General features: G+C 71.2%; 16 protein-coding genes. 12 read left to right on the top strand and 4 right to left on the bottom strand.

Going from position 1 to position 19,800, the window contains the following annotated elements:
• Window positions 1-187: 187 nt before the first annotated feature.
• Complete coding sequence (locus ACFYWS_RS29895; RefSeq protein WP_389281551.1) at window positions 188-2,017, bottom strand: AMP-dependent synthetase/ligase; 1,830 nt, start codon at window positions 2,015-2,017, stop codon at window positions 188-190.
• Window positions 2,018-2,309: 292 nt separating this feature from the next.
• Window positions 2,310-3,173, bottom strand: a complete 864-nt coding sequence (locus ACFYWS_RS29890) for a LysR substrate-binding domain-containing protein (protein WP_389281550.1) — start codon at window positions 3,171-3,173, stop codon at window positions 2,310-2,312.
• Between the two features lie 125 nt (window positions 3,174-3,298).
• On the opposite strand from ACFYWS_RS29890, the gene ACFYWS_RS29885 reads away from it, so the two are divergent.
• Window positions 3,299-4,348 carry a bile acid:sodium symporter family protein gene (locus tag ACFYWS_RS29885; protein WP_389281548.1) on the top strand — a complete coding sequence of 350 codons (1,050 nt, stop codon included), beginning with the start codon at window positions 3,299-3,301 and terminating at the stop codon, window positions 4,346-4,348.
• On the opposite strand, the gene ACFYWS_RS29880 is transcribed toward ACFYWS_RS29885, so the two are convergent.
• Together ACFYWS_RS29880 and fdhD are read right to left on the bottom strand one after the other, a co-directional pair.
• On the bottom strand, window positions 4,278-5,513 hold the full coding sequence (locus tag ACFYWS_RS29880; protein WP_389281547.1) for a DUF4185 domain-containing protein: 1,236 nt from the start codon (window positions 5,511-5,513) through the stop codon (window positions 4,278-4,280). The genes ACFYWS_RS29885 and ACFYWS_RS29880 overlap by 71 nt on opposite strands.
• 10 nt (window positions 5,514-5,523) lie before the next feature.
• Window positions 5,524-6,372 carry a formate dehydrogenase accessory sulfurtransferase FdhD gene (fdhD, locus tag ACFYWS_RS29875; protein WP_389281545.1) on the bottom strand — a complete coding sequence of 283 codons (849 nt, stop codon included), beginning with the start codon at window positions 6,370-6,372 and terminating at the stop codon, window positions 5,524-5,526.
• Window positions 6,373-6,578: 206 nt separating this feature from the next.
• Between fdhD and ACFYWS_RS29870 the strand changes: the two genes are divergently transcribed.
• The 11 genes from ACFYWS_RS29870 to ACFYWS_RS29820 all read left to right on the top strand — a co-directional run bounded on the left by ACFYWS_RS29870 (window position 6,579) and on the right by ACFYWS_RS29820 (window position 19,553).
• Window positions 6,579-7,949 carry an OFA family MFS transporter gene (locus ACFYWS_RS29870; protein WP_389281543.1) on the top strand — a complete coding sequence of 457 codons (1,371 nt, stop codon included), beginning with the start codon at window positions 6,579-6,581 and terminating at the stop codon, window positions 7,947-7,949.
• Window positions 7,897-8,052 carry a hypothetical protein gene (locus ACFYWS_RS29865; protein WP_389281542.1) on the top strand — a complete coding sequence of 52 codons (156 nt, stop codon included), beginning with the start codon at window positions 7,897-7,899 and terminating at the stop codon, window positions 8,050-8,052. The genes ACFYWS_RS29870 and ACFYWS_RS29865 overlap by 53 nt, the downstream gene beginning before the upstream one ends.
• 132 nt (window positions 8,053-8,184) lie before the next feature.
• Window positions 8,185-9,132: a beta-ketoacyl-ACP synthase III gene (locus tag ACFYWS_RS29860; RefSeq protein ID WP_389281541.1), complete on the top strand. Its 948-nt coding sequence runs from the start codon at window positions 8,185-8,187 to the stop codon at window positions 9,130-9,132.
• Between the two features lie 161 nt (window positions 9,133-9,293).
• Window positions 9,294-9,971 (top strand): GntR family transcriptional regulator, encoded by a 678-nt coding sequence (locus ACFYWS_RS29855; protein WP_389281539.1) that lies wholly within the window; start codon window positions 9,294-9,296, stop codon window positions 9,969-9,971.
• Window positions 9,972-10,091: 120 nt separating this feature from the next.
• Window positions 10,092-11,804 (top strand): serine/threonine-protein kinase, encoded by a 1,713-nt coding sequence (locus ACFYWS_RS29850; protein ID WP_389281538.1) that lies wholly within the window; start codon window positions 10,092-10,094, stop codon window positions 11,802-11,804.
• Between the two features lie 173 nt (window positions 11,805-11,977).
• A complete protein-coding gene (locus ACFYWS_RS29845; RefSeq protein ID WP_389281536.1) occupies window positions 11,978-13,159 on the top strand; it encodes an ROK family protein in 1,182 nt (393 codons plus the stop codon).
• Window positions 13,160-13,297: 138 nt separating this feature from the next.
• Complete coding sequence (locus ACFYWS_RS29840; protein ID WP_389281594.1) at window positions 13,298-14,782, top strand: sugar ABC transporter ATP-binding protein; 1,485 nt, start codon at window positions 13,298-13,300, stop codon at window positions 14,780-14,782.
• A 481-nt stretch (window positions 14,783-15,263) separates the two neighbouring features.
• Complete coding sequence (locus tag ACFYWS_RS29835) at window positions 15,264-16,196, top strand: ABC transporter permease (RefSeq protein ID WP_389281593.1); 933 nt, start codon at window positions 15,264-15,266, stop codon at window positions 16,194-16,196.
• Between the two features lie 20 nt (window positions 16,197-16,216).
• Window positions 16,217-17,266 carry a substrate-binding domain-containing protein gene (locus ACFYWS_RS29830; protein ID WP_389281535.1) on the top strand — a complete coding sequence of 350 codons (1,050 nt, stop codon included), beginning with the start codon at window positions 16,217-16,219 and terminating at the stop codon, window positions 17,264-17,266.
• 55 nt (window positions 17,267-17,321) lie between these two features.
• Window positions 17,322-18,527 carry a Gfo/Idh/MocA family protein gene (locus ACFYWS_RS29825; RefSeq protein WP_389281533.1) on the top strand — a complete coding sequence of 402 codons (1,206 nt, stop codon included), beginning with the start codon at window positions 17,322-17,324 and terminating at the stop codon, window positions 18,525-18,527.
• A 27-nt stretch (window positions 18,528-18,554) separates the two neighbouring features.
• Entirely contained in the window at window positions 18,555-19,553 is a 999-nt protein-coding gene (locus ACFYWS_RS29820; protein ID WP_389281532.1) for a sugar phosphate isomerase/epimerase family protein, read from the top strand.
• Window positions 19,554-19,800 lie beyond the last annotated feature (247 nt).

Below are 19,800 nucleotides of genomic sequence, written 5' to 3'. Positions count from 1 at the left end.
TTCCGTGTTGTTGTCGCTCCGCGCCCCCCCCGGGCCCCCCCCCCCCCCCGCGGGGCCCCCCCCCCCCCGGGGTCCGGGGCGGAGCCCCGCGGCCTCAGCCCCGTCGTGGTTGCGCACCCGGCCGCTCAATCGCCGCGGGGGCTTGGATCGCACGCGCCGCGGAGGTCGGATACGGGTCGCCGAGCGGTCACACCGTCCCGTACAGCGCGTCGACCTCCGCCGCGTACGCCTGCTCGATCGCCTTGCGCTTCAGCTTCAGGGACGGGGTGAGCAGGCCGTGTTCCTCGGTGAACTGGTGGGCGAGGATCCGGAACGTACGGATCGACTCGGCCTGCGAGACCAGGGTGTTGGCGGCGACCACCGCGCGTCGCACCTCCGTCTCCAGGTCCGGATCGCGCACCAGGTCCGCCGGGGACATCGACTGCTTGCCGCGCATGCCGAGCCAGTGGTCGACGGCCTCGGTGTCGAGTGTCACGAGCGCCGCGATGTACGGGCGGTCGTTGCCGACGACCAGGCACTGCGCGATCAGCGGGTGGTCGCGCACCCGCTCCTCCAGCTGCTGCGGCGAGACGCTCTTGCCGCCGGAGGTCACGAGGATCTCCTTCTTGCGGCCCGTGATGGTGAGATAGCCGTCCTCGTCCAGGGAGCCCAGGTCACCGGTGGCGAGCCAGCCGTCGTACAGGGAGGCGTCGGTGGACTTCGGGTCGTTGAGGTACCCCTGGAAGATGTTGCCGCCGTAGATCCAGACCTCGCCGTCATCGGCGATGTGCACACTGGAGCCGGGGATCGCCTGGCCGACCGTGCCGTAGCGGGTCTGCTCGGGCGGGTTCGCGGTCGCGGCGGCCGTGGACTCGGTGAGGCCGTAGCCCTCGTAGATCGTGACGCCCGCACCCGCGAAGAACAGGCCAAGCCGCCGGTCCATGCCGCTGCCGCCGGACATCGCGTGCCGCACCCGGCCGCCCAGCGCGGCACGCACCTTGGAGTAGACGAGCTTTTCGAAGACCGAGTGCTGCATGCGCAGCGATGCGGAGGGGCCCGGGCCCGTGCCGAATGCTTTCGCCTCCTGCGCGTCCGCGTACTTGACGGCGCACTCGATGGCCTTCTCGAACGGCCCCGACTTGCCGTCGTTCTCGGCCTTCCTGCGGGCCGCGTTGAACACCTTCTCGAAGATGTACGGCACGGCGAGGATGAACGTCGGCTGGAAGGACTGGAGGTCGGGCATGAGCGCGGATGCCCGCAGCTCCGGCTGGTGGGCCAGCTTCACGCCGCCGCGGATCGTAGCGATCTCCACCATCCGCCCGAAGACGTGGGCGAGGGGCAGGAAGAGCAGCGTCGACGGGGTGCGGTCGCGCTTGGAGGAGAAGACCGGCTCCCAGCGCGTGATCATCGTGTCGGCCTCGTACATGAAGTTACCGTGCGAGATCACACAGCCCTTGGGACGGCCCGTGGTGCCGGAGGTGTAGATGATCGTGGCCGTCGACTCGGGGGTGATCGCCCGGCGGTGCCGGTGCACCGTCTCGTCGTCGATGTGGGTGCCGGACGCGGTGATCTCGTCGACGGCGCCGCCGTCGAGCTGCCACAGGCGGTGCAGTTGGGGCAGCCGCCCTATGACCGTGGCGACGGTCATCGCGTGGTCCTCGTGCTCCACGATCGCCGCCGACACCTCGGAGTCGTACAGCATCCAGAAGACCTGCTCGGCCGAGGACGTCGGGTAGACGGGGACGACCTGGGCGCCGATGGTCCACAGCGCGAAGTCGAACAGCGTCCACTCGTAGCGCGTGCGCGACATGATCGCGACGCGGTCGCCGAACCGGATGCCTTGCGCGAGCAGGCCCTTGGCGAGGGCCATCACCTCGTCGCAGAACTGGGCCGCGGTGACGTCCTGCCACTTCTCGTGGCGGTCCTTACGAGCCAGGGCTATATGTCCCGGTGTGTCCAGGGCATGGTCGAACACGGCGTCGGCCAGGCCGCCGACCAGCGGCGCCGACGCCACAGGGGGATTGGTGAACTCACGCAAAGTTGCTCCTTGTGGCGCTCCGCACAGCGTCGGTGACGGTACCCGACCTCGGGCCCCCGTGGGAGTGCCTGCGGAGGGCGGAAGGTGCGCGGAATTTGCACAGGTCAGACGTTTATAACGGCCCACAACGGGTGGAGCTGGGCAGAATACTTACGCCGCAGTAAGTTTCGGGAGCGTAATCTCCCGGGCCTCTTCACGGCCCTCCATCGGATCTGTGCAAAGAGGTCACCGCCGACCGGCGTCCGAGTCTTTTAGACGGAGTAGTCGGTTCCGGTGGACGCTACCACTGTGCCTATCGCGCACTCCGGTGCAGCCGGTCCCCGCCCGCCAGGATCGCCTGCGCGAGCGCCCGCGCGGGCTCGCTCTCGTCCCGGGTCGCGCTGCGCACCACGAAGTCGACCTCGCCAAGCTCCGGAAGGCCCGCCCTGTCCGGCACCCGCACGAGGCCCGGCGGAATGAGGCCGCGCGAGTGGGCCATCACGCCGAGCCCGGCCCGCGCCGCCGCGACAAGCCCGTTCAACGAACCGCTCGTGCAGGCGATCCGCCACGCCCGCCCGTGCCGCTCAAGGGCCGCAAGGGCCAGCGCGCGCGAGATCCCCGGCGGCGGGTAGACGATCAGCGGGACGGGGCGGTCCTGGTCGATGCGGAGCCGCTCGGAGCCGATCCACACCAGCCGGTCGTGCCACACCGACTCGCCGCGCGGATCCTCCGGGCGCCGCTTCGCGAGCACCAGATCGAGTTTGCCCGCGTCCAGCTGCGCGTGCAGCGTCCCCGACAGCTCGACCGTCAACTCCAGGTCCACTTCGGGGTGTTCGGCCCGGAACGACTCCAGGATCTCGGGCAGCCGGGTCACCACGAAGTCCTCCGACGCCCCGAACCTGAGCCGGCCGCGCAGCCGCGTCCCCGTGAAGAAGGACGCCGCCTGCTCGTGCACCTCCAGAATCCGCCGCGCGAATCCGAGCATCGCCTCCCCGTCCTCCGTCAGCTCCACGGAGTGCGTGTCCCGCGTGAACAGCGTGCGCCCCGTCGCGTCCTCCAGGCGCCGCACATGCTGGCTCACGGTCGATTGCCGCAGGCCGAGGCGGCGCGCGGCCTGCGTGAAGCTCAACGTCTGCGCGACGGCGAGCAGGGTCCTGAGCTGTCCGGGGTCGTACATGCCACGAACCGTACCCCCGCTCATCACGCGACGCGATGACAGTCAGAGCGGTATGCAGGATTCCCGATCAAGAACAAGGAGGGGACTATGGAGAGGGCACGACGTGAACCGAGAGCAAGGAACCAATGAAACGCCTGACCTGGCCGCGCTGGATGCCGATCGACCCGTACATCCTGGCGTTGATCGCGACAGTGGGCCTCGCCGCACTGCTCCCGGCCCGAGGGGCCGCCGCCGACGTCGCGTCCGGCGCCTCCACCGCAGCCGTAGCCTTCCTCTTCTTCCTCTACGGGGCGCGCCTTTCGACCCGTGAGGCGATGGACGGACTGCGCCACTGGCGGCTTCACGTCGCCGTCCTCGCCTGCACGTTCATCGTGTTCCCGCTGCTCGGCCTCGCGGCCCGCGGCCTGGTCCCCGTACTGCTGCCGCAGAACCTCTTCGAGGGATTCCTCTTCCTCACCCTCGTCCCGTCGACGATCCAGTCGTCCATCGCCTTCACCTCGATCGCGCGCGGCAACGTCCCGGCGGCGATCTGCGCGGGCTCCTTCTCCTCGCTCGCCGGCATCGTCCTCACGCCGCTGCTCGCGGCGGCACTGCTCGGCAACAGCGGCGGCGGTTTCTCCGCCGACTCGGTCATCAAGATCGTGCTCCAGCTCCTGGTGCCGTTCCTCGCGGGCCAGTTGCTGCGCCGCTGGGTCGGCGGCTTCCTCGCCCGCCACAAGAAGGTCCTCGGCTACGTCGACCGGGGCTCGATCCTGCTCGTCGTCTACACCGCGTTCAGCGAGGGCATGGTGCAGGGCATCTGGCACCAGGTCAGCGCGGTCCGCCTCGGCGGACTCCTGGCCGTCGAGGCGGTGCTGCTCGCGATCATGCTGACGGTCACCTGGTACGGCGCGAAGGCCCTCGGGTTCAACCGCGGCGACCGCGTCGCCATCCAGTTCGCGGGCTCGAAGAAGTCCCTCGCCGCGGGGCTCCCCATGGCGAGCGTGCTGTTCGGCGCGCACGCCTCGCTCGCCGTGCTGCCGCTGATGCTCTTCCACCAGATGCAGTTGATGGTGTGCGCGGTCATCGCCAAGCGCCGCTCGAAGGATCCGGAGGAGCCCGAAGTCACCGGGACGCTGGAGGACCGAGCCGAAGAGACACGAACCGCGGTCGGTACAGCGACACGTTCCGGCTGAGCTCCGCCTGTGCGGCGGCGGGCGCGGCGTCCAGCCAGTTGACGTCATAGCTCAGGACGAGCCGGCCGCCGCCGCTCAGCGCCGGGTGCGCCTGCGGGTTGTACGCCGCCGTGCGCGAGGGCTTCGCCCCGTCGCGGGGGAGGGGCGGCGTGAACGCCTTCGCGGGGCCGTGCCAGGGCCCGGTCGGTGAACAGGCCCAGTACGAGGTGACCTTCGTCAGCCCTTCCGGGCCCGCCGCCGTCGTGAACAGGACGTACGTTCCCGCGTCCCGCACCACCGAGAAGGCGGTGCCCACGCCGCGGCGCCCGCCGTCGCCCAGGACCGGCGCGGCGCGCGTGCCCCACCGCTCGCCGTCCCAGTACCGCCACGCCCGCGCGTCGCCGAGACGCCCTCGCGGAACCCTCGCCACGTACGCGCGATGCACGGCCTTCTGCCCGTCGTCGGCACCGAAGACATAGGTCCAGCCCTGGTGGTCCACGGTCGTCGTCCCGTACAGCACGCGCCGCGCCGGATCCCGCACCTGCCGCTGGTCGAGGACCTGCGTGATGCCTTCGAGCCGCAGGTCGGGCAGCGACAGGGTGGCCACCTCGGTCGCGTTCGGAACCCCATAGACGTACGGTCCCGTGCCCTTGGCCCGCGTCCACAGCAGCACCCGTACGACCTGCCTGCCGCCGCTCTCCTCGACGTGCGCGGCGACCGGCCAGCGCCACTCGCCGGCGGCCGTGTCCGGGAACAGCGGCGCGGCCACGGTCCGGTCGAGGCGTCCCGAACGGTCCGTCACCACCCCGGAGTTACGGACGAAGGGCGCCTCGGCGGTCCGCCAGGGGTGCGGCTGTCCGGCCGGGTTCGGGGGCTGGTTCACGGCGCCCAGATAGGTGTCGGAGAACAGCCACAGCAGCCGCCCGTCCGGCAGCCGCACGGAGTGCGTACCGTCGCCGCCGGTCCAGTCGTCGAGCCGCGTCGCGTCGTCACCGTAGCGGGCGAACGCGCCGGTGAGGCGGTTGTCCGCGGACCACGAGGTGACACCGCGGGGCGCACAACGCTCGTCGTCCTCCCGGTCGGGGAGGGCGACGAGCGTGATCAGTACGAGGACGAGCGCGGCGAGCAGGGCGATCAGCGGCGCCCGTCTCCCGCGCCGCGTCGATGCCCGCTCATGGCCCCGCATGCGCGGCGGCTCAGCTGGGTGTGGCCGCGGCGTGCAGGGCGATCCGGTCCTCACCCGCGTACACGTTCATGGAGCTGCCCCGCAGGAAGCCGACCAGGGTCAGGCCCGTCTCGGCCGCGAGGTCCACCGCGAGGGACGAGGGCGCCGACACCGCCGCGAGCACCGGGATGCCCGCCATCACGGCCTTCTGTGCCAGCTCGAACGAGGCGCGGCCCGAGACCATCAGGATCGAGCGGGACAGCGGCAGCTCATCGTTCTGCAGGGCCCGGCCGACGAGCTTGTCGACCGCGTTGTGCCGCCCCACGTCCTCCCGGATGTCGACGAGTTGCCCCTCCTCGTCGAAGAGCGCCGCCGCGTGCAGCCCCCCGGTCCGCTCGAAGACGCGCTGGTCCGCGCGGAGCCGGTCGGGGAGCGAGGAGAGCAGCTCGGGCGCGATCCGGAGCGGGGGAGTGTCGGCGATCGGGAACCGGGCCGTGGTGCGCACCGCGTCGAGGCTCGCCTTGCCGCACAGGCCGCACGACGAGGTCGTGTAGACGTTGCGCTCCAGGGTGATGTCGGGCAGGACGACGCCCGGCGTGGTCCGCACGTCGACCACGTTGTACGTATTACTGCCGTCCTCCGTGGCGCCCGCGCAGTACACGATGTTCTGCAGGTCGTCGGCGGATCCCAGGACGCCCTCGCTGACCAGGAAGCCGGCCGCGAGCGGGAAGTCGTCGCCCGGGGTGCGCATGGTGATGGCGAGCGGCTTGCCGTTCAGTCGGATCTCCAGCGGTTCCTCGGCGACCAGGGTGTCGGGCCGCGTGGAGACGTGTCCGTCCCGTATCCGGATCACCTTGCGTCGTTCCGTGACTCGTCCCATGTCCCGATACGTCCTCATCGCTGCTGTGGTGGTGGCCGGTGTGCGTCCGGTCCCATTCTCCTGTACCGGACCCGGACGGACGCCGTCGCCTCCATGCCGCCACTGGGCGGGATATTGCCTACAGTATGGAAGCCGTCACCTTCGTCGACAAGGTGCTGGGCAAAGGGGGTTCCCAACTGCCTTGTCGCTGCCATACGTTCGGGATCATGAGGCCCCCCGTCGCGCCGGCCGGCTGGAGCCGCTGGCTCGTTCCCCCCGCCGCGCTCTCCGTCCATCTCTCCATCGGCCAGGCCTACGCCTGGAGCGTCTTCAAGCCGCCCCTGGAGTCGGCGCTCGGGCTGAGCGGCACGCAGAGCGCGCTGCCGTTCCAGCTCGGCATCGTGATGCTCGGCCTCTCGGCCGCCTTCGGCGGCACGCTCGTCGAGCGCAACGGGCCGCGCTGGGCGATGACCGTCGCGCTCATCTGCTTCTCCTCCGGCTTCCTGCTCTCCTCGCTGGGCGCCGCCACGGAGCAGTACTGGCTCATCGTGTTCGGCTACGGCTTCGTCGGCGGTATCGGCCTCGGTATCGGCTACATCTCGCCCGTCTCCACGCTGATCAAGTGGTTCCCCGACCGGCCCGGCATGGCCACCGGCATCGCGATCATGGGCTTCGGCGGCGGTGCGCTGATCGCGTCCCCGTGGAGCGCCCAGATGCTGGACTCCTTCGGCGCCGACAGCGGCGGCATCGCGCTCGCGTTCCTGGTGCACGGGCTCGCGTACGCGGTGTTCATGACGCTCGGCGTGCTGCTCATCCGCGTTCCGAGGCAGCCGGCTCCACAGGTGCGGCAGGGTGAGGGCGCCGGGCAGGTCGCCGTCAGCGGCCCGCAGGTCTCCGCGAAGCAGGCGATCCGTACGCCCCAGTTCTGGTGTCTGTGGGTCGTCCTGACCATGAACGTGACCGCGGGCATCGGCATCCTGGAGAAGGCCGCGCCGATGATCACGGACTTCTTCGCCGACACCAGCACCCCGGTGTCCGTGTCCGCCGCCGCGGGTTTCGTGGCGCTGCTCTCCGCGGCGAACATGGCGGGCCGCATCGGCTGGTCCTCCACCTCCGACCTCATCGGCCGCAAGAACATCTACCGCGTCTACCTCGGCGTGGGCGCCCTGATGTACCTGTTCATCGTCCTGTGGGGCGACTCGTCGAAGCCCCTCTTCGTGCTGTGCGCCCTCGTGATCCTCTCCTTCTACGGAGGCGGCTTCGCGACGGTCCCCGCGTATCTGAAGGACCTCTTCGGTACGTACGAGGTCGGCGCCATCCACGGCCGGCTGCTCACCGCCTGGTCCACGGCGGGGGTCCTCGGCCCGCTCATCGTCAACTGGGTCGCCGACAGCCAGGAGAGCGCGGGCAAGCACGGCGCCAATCTGTACGGCCTCTCGCTCATGATCATGATCGGCCTGCTGGTCGTCGGCTTCGTCGCCAATGAACTGGTACGTCCCGTGCACGCCCGCCACCACGTAGTCCCCGCCCCCAGGGAGCCCGCAGATGACATCGACGACGCCGCCACCGCCGCCGGAGACCGCAAGGAGCGCGCCTGAGCGGCGCGGCCTGATCGCCATCGCCTGGCTGTGGGTCGGGCTGCCGCTCGCGTACGGAGTGTACGAACTGGTGCAAAAGGCCACACAGTTGTTCACCGGGTGAATTCGCGTGACCGGCCCGGCGGCTCCAGCAGAACTCTCCAAGTGAAACGGCACTTTCCTGTCACTGGCCGCCACCGGTTACTCGCGAGTCGCTGACCAGACTGGAGGATCCGCAGCTCACGAGGGGGCCTCCATGGTCGGTTCGCGCATTGTCGGCATCGGGCACCACCAGCCCGCCAAGATCCTCACCAATGAGGAACTGGCGGGCATGGTCGACACCGATGACGAGTGGATCCGCAGTCGAGTCGGCATCAGGACCCGGCACATCGCGGGCCCCGACGAGCCCGTCGACGAGCTCGCCGCGCACGCCGCCGCCAAGGCGCTGGCCGCGGCCGGCCTGACAGCGGACGAGATCGACCTGGTCGTCGTCGCCACCTCCACGGCCGTGGACCGCTCCCCGAACATGGCGGCCCGCGTCGCCCACCGCCTGGGCATCCCGTCCCCGGCCGCGCTCGACCTGAACGTCGTGTGCGCGGGCTTCACGCACGCCCTCGCCACCGCCGACCACACGCTGCGCGCCGGGGCTGCGACGCGCGCCCTGGTCATCGGCGCCGACAAGATGTCCGCCGTCACCGACTGGACCGACCGCTCGACGTGCGTCCTGGTCGGGGACGGGGCGGGCGCCGTGGTCGTCGAGCCGTGTGCCGAGGGCGAGGAGCCGGGGATCGGCCCGGTCCTGTGGGGCTCGGTCCCCGAAATGGGCGACGCCGTACGCATCGAGGGCGAGCCGGCCCGCTTCGCCCAGGCGGGCCAGTCGGTCTACCGCTGGGCCACCCGCTCGCTGCCGCCGCTGGCCCGCGAGGCCTGCGCGAAGGCGGGACTCGAACCGGCGGACCTCGCCGCGGTCGTCCTCCACCAGGCCAACCTGCGCATCATCGAGCCCCTCGCGGAGAAGATCGGAGCCGTGAACGCGGTGATCGCGCGGGACGTCGTCGACTCCGGCAACACCTCGGCCGCGAGCGTCCCGATCGCCCTGTCGAAGCTCGTCGAGCGCGGCGAACTGGTCAGCGGGGCGCCCGCGTTGCTCTTCGGCTTCGGCGGCAACCTCTCGTACGCGGGCCAGGTGGTCCGCTGCCCGTGACCCGGCGTCGGACCCCGGTGTACGGAAACAGAGTGTGACGAGGCCAACTCGCCCTAGCCGTAGCGATTGCGCTCGGTAAACTGTATTCCAAAGCCAATCCGTCGGAACTCGATCCGCCGGAGACGGCCTGCCGGATGCCGAAGCTCAGGAGGGGGACCGCGATGTTGTCCACAGGACTGCCGCAGGGGGCGGTGCCCAAGCTGGAGCGCCCCGGACCGTTGCGCGAGCGGGTCTACGAGGCGCTGCTCGAACTGATCACGACCCGGGCCCTGCAGCCCGGCCAGCACCTCGTCGAGAGCGAACTCGCCGGCCACCTCGGGGTCTCCCGCCAGCCGGTGCGCGAGGCGTTGCAGCGGCTGAACACCGAGGGCTGGGTGGACCTGCGTCCGGCGCAGGGCGCGTTCGTGCACGATCCGACCGAGGAGGAGGCCGACCAACTCCTCAGCGTCCGTACGCTGTTGGAGGCCGAGGCCGCCCGGCTCGCGGCGGCCAACGCGGGCAAGACCGGCATCGGCGAGCTCGAGGCGCTCTGCGCCAAGGGCGAGCAGGCCGTCGCCGACGGGGACGTGGACCTGGTCGTCGCCACGAACGCGGCGTTCCACGCCAAGGTCATGGAACTCGCGGGCAACGTGGTCCTCGGCGAACTCGCGGGCCAGGTCGACCGCCGGGTGCGCTGGTACTACCAGCCCGTCGCCCGCCAGCGCGGCAAGCAGTCCTGGATCGAGCACCGGCAGCTGATCGAGGCGATCTCGGCGCGCGACGAGGCGAAGGCGACCGCCGTGATGCGCGCCCACACCGAGCACACCCGCGAGACGTACCACCACCGCGACGAGGCCTGACACCGGCGGGACTTCGCCGTTCCCGGTGCTCAGGCACCACGCCTCTGCGTCTACGCTGCTCGCGGGAACCGTCGGTCAGGGGGCCGACGGCATGGGGTGAAGGCGTGGGGGCGAGTACCGGTGGACGGCACGCATGAGGTGTTCCAGGCGCTGCGGGCGGACGATCCGACGACGGTGGGCGGATACCGCCTGGCCGCCCGGCTCGGCGCGGGCGGCATGGGCCGGGTCTATCTGTCGCACACCAGGGGAGGCCGGCCGGTCGCTCTGAAGGTGGTGCGCCCCGAACTGGCCGACGACCCCGCGTTCAGGCGGCGCTTCGCCCGGGAGATCAAGGCGGCCCAGCGGGTGCGGGGCGCCTACACCGCCGAGCTGATCGACGCCGACGCCGAGGCGGCACCCCCCTGGCTGACCACGCTGTACGTGCCCGGCCCCTCCCTCGCGGCGGCCGTCGCCCGACGCGGGCCGCTCCCCGTGCCCGCCGTGCTGTGGCTGATGGCCGCGGTGGCCGAGGCGTTGCAGGCCATCCACGGCGCGGGCATCGTGCACCGTGACCTCAAGCCGTCGAACGTCCTGCTCGCCGCGGACGGGCCGCGGGTCATCGACTTCGGCATCTCCGTCGCCGCCGACCTGACGTCGAGCACGGTCACCGGATCCGCCGTCGGCACGCCCCAGTTCATGGCGCCGGAGCAGGCCATGGCGGGGCGGGTGAGCAGCGCCACCGACGTGTTCGCCCTGGGGCAGACCGCCGCGTTCGCGGCCCTCGGCGCGCCGCTGTACGGGGAGGGCCAGTCGGTCGGCGTGCTCTACCGGATCGTGCACGAGAGACCCGATCTGTCCGTGCTGCCCGAGGAGTTGCGGCCGATCCTCGACCGGTGCCTCCAGGCGCGGCCCGAGGACCGGGCGACGCCGGAAGAGATCGTCGCGTGGTGCCGGCGCAGCCTGGGCGGCGGCGCGAGCCCCGCGGTATGGCGGGAGTTCGCCGGGTCGAACGTGCCGGTTCCGCCTCCGTCGGTCGCCACCGTGCCGGACCCGGCGGCCGCCGCGGTCACCGTCCGGGCCGCCGCCTCGCCGCCGCTCGCCCCGACGCTGCCGGACCCCGCGCAGGTGTTCGCGCCGCCGCCCGAGCGGCCCCCGACGCCGCAGGAGCGGCGTGCCCGCCGGCGCAGAACGGCTCTCGTCGCCACGGCGATGACGGCAGGAGTGCTGCTGACCGCCGGACTGGCCTGGTTCGTGGCCGACAGCCCGGGCGGCACCCGCGACCGGGAGGCGTCCGGGTCCCGCAGCACGTCGGGCACATCCGGCACGACGCGGACCGGGGACGCCTCGGGCGCGTCCGGGAGCCCGTCCGCCGCCGCGTCCGCGCAGGTGGCCGACTCCGAGGACGGGGCGGCGGACTCCGGGACGGAGACGGCCGGTGCCTCGCCGTCCGCCTCGGGGCCGCCGCGGGCGGAGGCCTACGCCGGGCGGTGGCTGGACGAGAAGTACTCGCTCAGCACCCGTGACCCGGAGGAGCGCAAGACCGGCGGCAAGGGCGACATCCGCTTCGTGTGCGAGGACGTCGGCTGCGCCCTGGAGAGCGACACCAGTGTCTTCACCCTCCTCTACGACAAGCCGGGCGCCGACCGCGACGCGTGCAGCCTCGCCGTCACCGGCCAGAAGAGCCACCGACTCCCGCTGGCCGCGGCCGCGGGCGGCAGCGAGATCTGCGTCAAGAACTCCGCCGGGGACATCGCACTGCTCGTCGTGCAGACGAAGTCGACCGCCCTGTGGGACAAGCCGGGCATCAGCTTCCTGACCGCCGACGTCACGCTGTGGCGGGCGCCGAAGACGTAAGCGGTGGAGGAACAGGCTTTGTCCTGTGACCGGAGAAAGTCATGGGCAATTCCCGCGCAACTTCTTCCCGCGCCGGGTCGGCGCTGCTACGTTCCCCATCGAAAGACGAACACGAGCACACGGCACCACCACCCAAAGAGGCCCGAAGCGGCGGGGAGGGGCACGTGAGACGTATGACGGCTCGACCCGCCAACGCGCACCAGGCGCGACTGCTGCGGCTGCTGCGCGACGCAGGCCCCAACTCCCGCGCCCAGCTGGGCGATCAGGTGGAACTGTCCCGGTCGCGGCTCGCCGTCGAGGTGGACCGGCTCCTGGACACCGGACTCGTGGTGGCCGACGGACTCGCCGCCTCGCGCGGCGGCCGCCGCTCCCACAACGTCCGGCTCGCCCCCTCGCTCCGCTTCCTCGGCGTGGACATCGGCGCGACCTCGGTCGACGTCGCCGTCACCAACGCCGAGCTGGAGATCCTCGGCCACATCGCCCAGCCCATGGATGTACGCGAAGGTCCCGTCGCGGTCTTCGAGACGGTCCTGGCCATGGCGGCCAAATTGCGGGCCTCCGGGCTCGCCGAGGGATTCGACGGCGCGGGCATCGGGGTACCGGGGCCGGTGCGGTTCCCCGAAGGTGTGCCGGTCGCGCCGCCGATCATGCCCGGCTGGGACGGCTTCCCGGTCCGCGAGGCGCTCAGCCAGGACCTGGGCTGCCCCGTCATGGTCGACAACGACGTGAACCTGATGGCGATGGGGGAGCAGCACGCGGGCGTCGCCCGGCAGGCGAGCGACTTCCTCTGCGTCAAGATCGGCACCGGCATCGGCTGCGGCATCGTCGTCGGCGGCGAGGTCCACCGCGGCACCACCGGGTCGGCCGGCGACATCGGGCACATCCGGGTCGACCAGGACGGCCGGCAGTGCGCCTGCGGCAACAAGGGCTGCCTGGAAGCACACTTCAGCGGCGCCGCGCTCGCGCGTGACGCCGAGGCGGCGGCTCGCGACGGACGCTCCGCGGAACTCGCCACCCGCCTGGAGAGCGCGGGCCGGCTCACCGCCGCCGATGTCGCGGCGGCCGCCGCGGCCGGCGACACCACCTGCCTCGAACTGATCCGTGAAGGCGGCAACCGCACCGGGCAGGTCATCGCGTCCCTCGTCAGCTTCTTCAACCCGGGACTCGTCGTCATCGGCGGCGGTGTCACCGGGCTCGGCCACACCTTGCTGGCCGCCCTTCGTACCCAGGTCTACCGCCAGTCACTCCCGCTGGCGACCGGCAACCTCCCCATTGTCCTGGGGGAGTTGGGGCCCACCGCCGGAGTGACCGGCGGTGCCCGACTGATCAGCGATCACCTGTTCTCACCCGCGTAAGCCCAGCCGCTCCACGCTGTTCCACGCACACCCTGTACGGCGCTCAGCACCGCCCTGCCCTGAAACCGGTCCGCACCCGCCCCGAGGGGAACCGTCATGGGACCCGATACGGCCACCGCACCACCACCGCTGCTCACCATGTCCGGCATCACCAAGTCGTTCCCCGGCGTGCGCGCCTTGGACGGCGTCGACCTGGAGGTCCAGGCCGGGGAGGTGCACTGTCTGCTCGGCCAGAACGGCGCCGGGAAGTCGACTCTGATCAAGGTCCTCGCCGGGGCACACCAACCCGACGACGGTGTCATCACCTGGCGCGGCGAACAGGTCGCGCTGCGCTCGCCGATCGCCGCGATGCGCCTCGGCATCGCCACCATCTACCAGGAACTCGACCTGGTGGAGGCCCTGTCCGTGGCCGAGAACGTGTTCCTCGGGCACGAGCCGACCTCCGCCGGATTCGTCGTGCGGGGGCGCGAGGCCCGCACCGGGGCGGCCGCGCTGCTGCGGCGGCTCGGGCACCCGGAGATCGACCCCGAGCGGCTCGTCGGCGACCTGCCCGCCGCCCATCAGCAGATCGTCTCCATGGCCCGCGCGCTCTCCCACGACGTACGGCTCATGGTCATGGACGAGCCGTCCGCGGCGCTCGACCCCGACGAGGTCGAGAACCTCTTCCGGATCGTCGGCGACCTGACCGCCGAGGGCGTCGCCGTCGTCTACATCTCCCACCGCCTGGAGGAGATCCGCCGCATCGGCGACCGCGTCACCGTCCTCAAGGACGGCCGGGCGGTGGCCGTCGGCCTGCCCGCCGAACAGACCCCGACCCGCGACATCATCTCCCTGATGACGGGCCGCAACGTCGAGTACGTCTTCCCGGACCGGCCCAACACCGGGCCGCACACGGAACCCGTCCTGAAGGTCCAAGGCCTCACACGCACAGGGGAGTTCGCACCGCTCGACCTCGACATCCGCCCCGGCGAGATCGTCGGCCTCGCCGGACTCGTGGGCTCCGGCCGCTCCGAAATCCTGGAGACGATCTACGGAGCACGCAAACCGACGGCAGGTCAGATCCAGGTCGGCGGACGGTCATTGCGCACCGGCAGCGTCCGCGCCGCCGTCCGCGCGGGGCTCGGACTCGCCCCCGAGGAACGCAAGGCGCAGGCCCTGCTGATGCTCGAATCGGTAACCCGCAACGTCTCCGTCTCCTCCATGTCCCGCTTCTCGTACGGGGGTTGGCTGGACCGCGGCCGGGAGCGCGAGGCCGCCCTCGGCGCCACCCGGGAACTCTCCCTGAGCCCCGACGACCCCTCCGTGCCGGTGCGTACGCTCTCCGGCGGCAACCAGCAGAAGGCGGTGCTCGCCCGCTGGCTGCTGCGCGGCTGCCGGGTGCTGCTGCTCGACGAGCCGACCCGCGGCGTCGACGTCGGCGCCCGCGCCGAGCTGTACGCCGTGATCCGCCGCCTCGCCGACGAGGGCCTCGCCGTCCTCCTCGTCTCCAGCGAGGTCCCCGAGGTCCTCGGCCTCGCCGACCGGGTCCTCGTCCTCAGAGAGGGCCGCGTGATCCACGAGTCCCCGGCCACGGACCTCGACGAACACGCTGTCCTCGACCTGGTGTTGGAGGGCGCCCGATGACCCCCGACACGGTTGGTACACCGGCCCGGCGGCGTGGGGAGACCGGGCCTGCGGGACGCGAGGTATCGCACTCCGCGAGGCGCTCGTCATGGCGCACGGAGCCCGGCTCCGCGAGTCCGGCGGAGCCCGGTGCGGCGTCCGGTTCTGCGGGGCGGGACGTGCTTCGTGGGGTGTCTGGGGCCGTGCGGTGGGTTGTGCTCCGTGCGGTGGCCGATGCCGCGAGGCGACCGGCATCCCGCGCGGTGTCCGGTTCCGCGAGGCGACCCGCGCTCCGCACCGCGACCAGGTCCGTGACGCGACCCCCGCTCCGCACCGCGACCAGGTCCGCGACGCGACCTCCGCCCCGCCCGACGAAGACGCCCCACCGAGACCACACCACCCGCCCCCGAAGGGACCTGGCGTCATGACGCACCCCGCACCCGCCGCCAGCCCGGCGGCCCCCGAGGCCGCTCCGGCCAAGAGTCGTCCCCGTGTTGTCCGGATGGACGTTCGTACGCTCTCGCTTCTCGGTGTTCTCGCCGCCCTGGCCGTGATCGGTGGCATCACGCAGCCGGACTCCTTCCTGGACACGGACAACCTCCAACTCGTCCTCACCCAGGCCTCCGTCATCGGCGTCGTCACCGTCGGCATGACCTTCGTGATCATCTCCGGCGGGATCGACCTCTCCGTCGGCGCGATCGTCGCCCTCGCCGGTGTCTGGGCCACCACCGTGGCCACCCAGGAGTACGGCTTCGTCGGTGTCCTGTTCACGGCGATCCTCGTCGGCGTCGGCTGCGGCCTCGTCAACGGCGTGCTGATCGCGTACGGCGCCATGGTCCCGTTCATCGCCACGCTCGCGATGCTCGCCTCGGGCCGCGGCCTCGCCCTCCAGATCACCGACGGCAAGACCCAAATGGTCACCGTGCCAGGGGTGTTGAAGCTCGGCGAGCGCGACTGGTACGTCCTCGGGATCCCGCCCCTGGTGATGGTGTTCGTCGCCGTCACCGTGATCGGCTGGCTGATCCTGAACCGCACCACCTTCGGCCGCCGCACCGTCGCCGTCGGCGGCAACGCCGAGGCGGCCCGCCTCGCCGGCATCGACGTGCGTCGCCAGCGCCTGTACCTCTACTTGCTCTCCGGACTGTGCTGCGGCATCGCGGCCTTCCTGCTCATCGTGCTCTCCGGCTCCGGCCAGAACACCAACGGCAACCTCTACGAACTCGACGCCATCGCCGCCGCCATCATCGGCGGCACCCTGCTCACCGGCGGACGCGGCACCATCGTCGGCTCCGTCCTCGGCGTCCTGATCTTCACCACGATCCAGAACATCTTCGCGCTGAACAACCTGCAGAGCGACGTCCAGCAGATCGCCAAGGGCGCCATCATCGTCGTGGCGGTCCTGGTGCAGCGGCGCACGGCCAGCACTTCCCATTGAAACGCGGAAAGGGACACGCCATGCCAGAGACAACGAGCCGCCGAGGACTGATCTTCGGCGCGGCCGCGGCCGTCACCGCGGGCGGACTGCTCACCGCCTGCACCAGCAACGAGCCCAGCGACAAGAGCGACGACAAGAAGGCCGCCGACCAGCCGGCCGCCGACGACAAGAAGGGCAAGCAGGTCACCATCGGCTTCGCTGGCCCGCAGGCCGACCACGGCTGGCTCAACGCCATCAACGACAACGCCAAGGAACGCGCCAAGAAGTACGCGGACGTCACCCTGGAGACCACCGAGGGCTCCAACGACACCGCCGCGCAGATCGGCCAGGTCGAGACCCTCATCAACAAGAAGGTCGACGTCCTCGTCGTACTGCCCGCCGACGGCAAGGCGCTGACCCAGGTGGGCCTGAAGGCGATGCGCGCCGGCATCCCCGTCGTGAACCTGGACCGCATCTTCAACACCCCGCAGGCGTACCGGTGCTGGATCGGCGGCGACAACTACGGCATGGGCCTGAGCGCCGGTCACTACATCGGCGAGCAGCTCAAGGACAAGAAGAACGCGAAGGTCGTCGAGCTCGCCGGGCTCGACAACCTCGAACTCACCAAACAGCGCTCCGAGGGCTTCGACGCCGCCCTGAAGAACTACCCCAACATCGAGAAGGTGGCCCGGCAGGCCGCCGAGTTCACCGTCGAGTCGGGGCAGGCCAAGATGGCCCAACTCCTCCAGGCGCAGAAGGGCTTCGACGCCCTGTGGAACCACGACGACGACCAGGGCGTCGGCGCCCTGCGCGCCATCAAGCAGGCCGGCCGCGACGACTTCCTGATGGTCGGCGGCGCGGGCGCGCTCTCCGCCTTCGAGGAGATCAAGCAGGACCGGGGCGTGCTGAAGGCCACCGTCCTGTACCCGCCGACGATGGCCGCCTCCGCGATCGACCTGGCCCGCGCGCTCGGCCAGGGCAAGGGCATCAGTGGCATGGCCGAGTTCGAGATCCCCGCCCACCTGACCCTGTACTCGGCCGTCGTCGACAAGAAGAACGTCGACCAGTACATGCCCACCGGCTTCAAGTGAGCCCCGCCCGTACGGCGCATCCCCCCAACACCGCGCGGACGAGGAGGACTTCTGCATGGCAGGCAGCAACGGACACGACGGGGCGAGGCCCGTCCTGGGTGTCGGCATGGTCGGGTACGCGTTCATGGGCGCCGCCCACTCGCAGGGCTGGCGCACCGTGGGCCACGTCTTCGACCTGCCGCTCACGCCCGGACTCGCCGCGATCTGCGGTCGTGACGCCTCGGGGGTGCGCGCCGCGGCCGACCGGCTCGGGTGGGCCGCGGCCGAGACCGACTGGCGGGCGCTGATCGCCCGGGACGACGTCGACCTCGTCGACATCTGCACCCCGGGCGACAGCCATGCCGAGATCGCCGTCGCTGCCCTGGAGGCCGGAAAGCACGTGCTGTGCGAGAAGCCGCTCGCCAACTCGGTGGAGGAGGCGGAGGTGATGGCCGAGGCCGCCGAACGGGCTTCCGAGCGCGGCCAGTTGGCGATGGTCGGCTTCAACTACCGGCGCGTGCCGGCCATCGCGCTGGCCCGCGGCATGGTGGCGGAGGGCCGCATCGGCACACTGCGCCACGTCCGTGTCCACTACCTCCAGGACTGGCTCGTCGACCCCGCCTTCCCGCTCACCTGGCGGTTGCAGAGGGCGCACGCGGGCTCCGGCGCACTCGGTGACCTCGGCGCGCACGCCGTCGATCTCGCGCAGTACCTCGCTGGTGAAGCCGTGACCGGCGTCTCCGCGCTCACCGAGACCTTCGTCCGGGAGCGCCCGCTCCTGGACGGGTCGTCCTCCGGGCTGTCCGCGGCCGGGGGCGGCGACGCCGGCACCGGGCCCGTCACCGTCGACGACGCGGCCCTGTTCACCGGCCGGTTCGCCTCCGGCGCCCTCGCCTCCTTCGAAGCCACCCGGTTCGCGACCGGCCGCAAGAACGCGCTCACCATCGAACTCAACGGCTCCCACGGCACGTTGGCCTTCGACCTGGAGCGCCTCAACGAGCTCTCCTTCCACGACCACACCGAACCCGCCGAGCGTGCCGGGTTCCGGCGGATCCTCGCCACCGAGCCGGGACACCCCTACCTGGAGGCCTGGTGGCCGCCGGGGCACGGCCTCGGCTACGAGCACACGTTCACCCACCAGGCCCGCGACCTCATCACCGCCATCGCCGAAGGAGCCCAGCCACGGCCGTCCTTCGCCGACGGACTCCAGGTGCAGCGCGTCCTCGCGGCGGTCGAGGAGAGCGCCGCCAAGAACTCCGTCTACACCCCGGTTCCGGCCTGAGAGCCAGCGACCAGAGAGGAGCCACCCATGCCCCGCCCGTTCACCCTCTTCACCGGTCAGTGGGCCGACCTGCCGCTCGAAGACGTGTGCCGCATCGCCCGCGACGCCGGCTACGACGGCCTCGAACTCGCCTGCTGGGGCGACCACTTCGAGGTCGACAAGGCCCTCGCCGACCCCGGCTACATCAAGGGACGCCACGCCCTCCTCGACAAGTACGACCTCAAGTGCTGGGCCATCTCCAACCACCTGGTCGGACAGGCCGTCTGCGACGCCATCATCGACGAACGCCACGAAGCGATTCTGCCTTCCCGCATCTGGGGGAACGGAGAGGCCGAGGGCGTCCGCCAACGGGCCGCCGCCGAGATCAGGGACACCGCCCGCGCGGCCGCCGCCTTCGGCGTCGACACCGTCATCGGCTTCACCGGGTCGGCCATCTGGCATCTCGTCGCCATGTTCCCGCCCGCGCCCGAGTCGATGATCGAGCGCGGCTACGAGGACTTCGCCGAACGCTGGAACCCCATCCTCGACGTGTTCGACGCCGAGGGTGTCCGCTTCGCCCACGAGGTCCACCCCAGCGAGATCGCGTACGACTACTGGACCACGCACAAGGCGCTCGAAGCAGTCGACCACCGCCCGGCCTTCGGCCTGAACTTCGATCCCTCCCACTTCGTGTGGCAGGACCTCGACCCGGTCGGCTTCCTCTACGACTTCCGCGACCGCATCCTCCACGTCGACTGCAAGGAGGCCCGCAAGCGCCTCGACGGCCGCAACGGCCGGCTCGGCTCCCACCTCCCCTGGGGAGACCCCCGCCGTGGCTGGGACTTCGTGTCCGCCGGGCACGGCGACGTCCCCTGGGAGGACGTGTTCCGCATGCTCCGATCCATCGACTACTCCGGGCCGATCTCCGTGGAGTGGGAGGACGCGGGCATGGACCGCCTCCAGGGCGCCCCAGAGGCGCTGACCCGCCTGAAGGCGTTCGACTACGAACCACCCACGGCGTCCTTCGACGCCGCGTTCAACAGCTGAGACGGAGGTCTCGGCCGCGCGACCCCACCCGGCGGTCGCGCGGCCGGTCAGCCATGCCCGAAACCCGCTTTGTCCTGAAGTAGGAAAAAGCTCAACTCTTAGACGTACAAGGTCTGTTCGAGCGGGACAAACACAGCTAGCGTCCTCCCCCGAACGTACGCACGCCACACACATGGCACTCACGGCACAGATCCCTCCGGGGCGACGGCGCGCCCCGGCGTATCGCACGACCCGCCCCTCTGTCCGG

This window comes from Streptomyces sp. NPDC002795 (genome assembly GCF_042888725.1).
Classification (GTDB): Bacteria; Actinomycetota; Actinomycetes; order Streptomycetales; family Streptomycetaceae; genus Streptomyces.
The sequence above is the reverse complement of the archived record's forward strand: the minus strand, read 5'-3'. Positions and strand labels throughout refer to the sequence as shown.

Bases quoted from the DNA above. Each gene is read 5' to 3' on its own strand.
- ACFYWS_RS29835 (WP_389281593.1), top strand. From the start codon at position 15,264: ATGGACGTTCGTACGCTCTCGCTTCTCGGTGTTCTCGCCGCCCTGGCC.
- ACFYWS_RS29855 (WP_389281539.1), top strand. From the start codon at position 9,294: ATGTTGTCCACAGGACTGCCGCAGGGGGCGGTGCCCAAGCTGGAGCGC.
- ACFYWS_RS29820 (WP_389281532.1), top strand. From the start codon at position 18,555: ATGCCCCGCCCGTTCACCCTCTTCACCGGTCAGTGGGCCGACCTGCCG.
- fdhD (WP_389281545.1), bottom strand. From the start codon at position 6,372: ATGGGACGAGTCACGGAACGACGCAAGGTGATCCGGATACGGGACGGA.
- ACFYWS_RS29860 (WP_389281541.1), top strand. From the start codon at position 8,185: ATGGTCGGTTCGCGCATTGTCGGCATCGGGCACCACCAGCCCGCCAAG.
- ACFYWS_RS29845 (WP_389281536.1), top strand. From the start codon at position 11,978: ATGACGGCTCGACCCGCCAACGCGCACCAGGCGCGACTGCTGCGGCTG.
- ACFYWS_RS29880 (WP_389281547.1), bottom strand. From the start codon at position 5,513: ATGCGGGGCCATGAGCGGGCATCGACGCGGCGCGGGAGACGGGCGCCG.
- ACFYWS_RS29870 (WP_389281543.1), top strand. From the start codon at position 6,579: ATGAGGCCCCCCGTCGCGCCGGCCGGCTGGAGCCGCTGGCTCGTTCCC.
- ACFYWS_RS29890 (WP_389281550.1), bottom strand. From the start codon at position 3,173: ATGTACGACCCCGGACAGCTCAGGACCCTGCTCGCCGTCGCGCAGACG.
- ACFYWS_RS29840 (WP_389281594.1), top strand. From the start codon at position 13,298: ATGTCCGGCATCACCAAGTCGTTCCCCGGCGTGCGCGCCTTGGACGGC.
- ACFYWS_RS29830 (WP_389281535.1), top strand. From the start codon at position 16,217: ATGCCAGAGACAACGAGCCGCCGAGGACTGATCTTCGGCGCGGCCGCG.
- ACFYWS_RS29865 (WP_389281542.1), top strand. From the start codon at position 7,897: ATGACATCGACGACGCCGCCACCGCCGCCGGAGACCGCAAGGAGCGCG.
- ACFYWS_RS29885 (WP_389281548.1), top strand. From the start codon at position 3,299: ATGAAACGCCTGACCTGGCCGCGCTGGATGCCGATCGACCCGTACATC.
- ACFYWS_RS29825 (WP_389281533.1), top strand. From the start codon at position 17,322: ATGGCAGGCAGCAACGGACACGACGGGGCGAGGCCCGTCCTGGGTGTC.